Genomic DNA, 1,270 nt, shown 5'->3' on the forward strand with positions numbered 1-1,270 from the left:
GGCACGCCGCCAGCGTTCGTCCTGAGCCAGGATCAAACTCTCCAAGAAAGTTGATTTAGCTCGAATGTTACGTTGGCTTCATTTCAAAAGAAATGAATATTATTGTTTGTTGACGTTTTTGTTTGTTTAGTTTTCAAAGAACAAATTTCACTGTCGCTCAAAGGCGACTTAATCATCTTACCAAGTTACTAACTTAAAGTCAACAACTTTTTTATCTTTTTTGGTGGAGTCTAGGGGGATCGAACCCCTGACCTCCTGCGTGCAAAGCAGGCGCTCTCCCAGCTGAGCTAAGACCCCGTGATCATTAAATAAGAAGTACTGGTCGGGAAGACAGGATTCGAACCTGCGACCCCTTGGTCCCAAACCAAGTGCTCTACCAAGCTGAGCTACTTCCCGAAATGTGGCGCGCCCGAAAGGAGTCGAACCCATAACCTTTTGATCCGTAGTCAAACGCTCTATCCAATTGAGCTACGGGCGCATTTTGAATTATCAAAAACTCTGGTGCCGAGGACCGGAATCGAACCGGTACGGTAGTCACCTACCGCAGGATTTTAAGTCCTGTGCGTCTGCCAGTTCCGCCACCCCGGCAAGAGTGGAGCGGAAGACGGGATTCGAACCCGCGACCCCCACCTTGGCAAGGTGGTGTTCTACCACTGAACTACTTCCGCATATATTAAACTTAAATGGTGCGGGTGAAGGGAGTCGAACCCCCACGCCTTGCGGCGCCAGATCCTAAGTCTGGTGCGTCTGCCAATTCCGCCACACCCGCATATCCAATTAAATGGTGAGCCATGAAGGACTCGAACCTTCGACCCTCTGATTAAAAGTCAGATGCTCTACCAACTGAGCTAATGGCTCAAAATAATTTCCAAAAAAAGCAATTAGTTTCTTTTGCTGATATTATTCAGAAAAGCAAGAAACATGGTGCCGGCTAGAGGACTTGAACCCCCAACCTACTGATTACAAGTCAGTTGCTCTACCAATTGAGCTAAACCGGCATTTATTGAAGAATATTTTCACTTTCGTGAAAAAATCATGGTGGAGGATGACGGGATCGAACCGCCGACCCTCTGCTTGTAAGGCAGATGCTCTCCCAGCTGAGCTAATCCTCCATTATACAAAGCCTGGCAACGTCCTACTCTCACAGGGGGACAGCCCCCAACTACCATCGGCGCTGAGAAGCTTAACTTCCGTGTTCGGTATGGGAACGGGTGTGACCTTCTCGCCATTATTGCCAGACTATTAAGTTTGAGGTATCATTCCCTCAAAA

Annotated in this window: 9 tRNA genes and 1 rRNA gene; all 10 read right to left on the reverse strand. The window is 47.9% G+C overall.

Features of this window, described 5'->3' with window-relative positions:
* Nucleotides 1-221: 221 nt before the first annotated feature.
* The 10 genes from E2K98_RS30605 to rrf all read right to left on the reverse strand — a co-directional run bounded on the left by E2K98_RS30605 (nucleotide 222) and on the right by rrf (nucleotide 1,239).
* Nucleotides 222-297: transfer RNA gene (locus tag E2K98_RS30605), tRNA-Ala, on the reverse strand.
* A gap of 22 nt (nucleotides 298-319) precedes the next feature.
* Nucleotides 320-396: transfer RNA gene (locus E2K98_RS30610), tRNA-Pro, on the reverse strand.
* A gap of 5 nt (nucleotides 397-401) precedes the next feature.
* Nucleotides 402-478: transfer RNA gene (locus E2K98_RS30615), tRNA-Arg, on the reverse strand.
* Nucleotides 479-499: 21 nt separating this feature from the next.
* A tRNA-Leu gene (locus tag E2K98_RS30620) sits at nucleotides 500-588 on the reverse strand.
* Between the two features lie 5 nt (nucleotides 589-593).
* Nucleotides 594-668 (reverse strand) — tRNA-Gly (locus E2K98_RS30625).
* A gap of 16 nt (nucleotides 669-684) precedes the next feature.
* Nucleotides 685-769 (reverse strand) — tRNA-Leu (locus tag E2K98_RS30630).
* A gap of 13 nt (nucleotides 770-782) precedes the next feature.
* Nucleotides 783-858 (reverse strand) — tRNA-Lys (locus E2K98_RS30635).
* Nucleotides 859-922: 64 nt separating this feature from the next.
* Nucleotides 923-998 (reverse strand) — tRNA-Thr (locus E2K98_RS30640).
* Nucleotides 999-1,036: 38 nt separating this feature from the next.
* Nucleotides 1,037-1,112 (reverse strand) — tRNA-Val (locus E2K98_RS30645).
* A gap of 10 nt (nucleotides 1,113-1,122) precedes the next feature.
* A 5S ribosomal RNA gene (gene rrf, locus E2K98_RS30650) occupies nucleotides 1,123-1,239 on the reverse strand.
* Nucleotides 1,240-1,270: the final 31 nt, after the last annotated feature.

Source organism: Bacillus salipaludis (assembly GCF_004358205.1).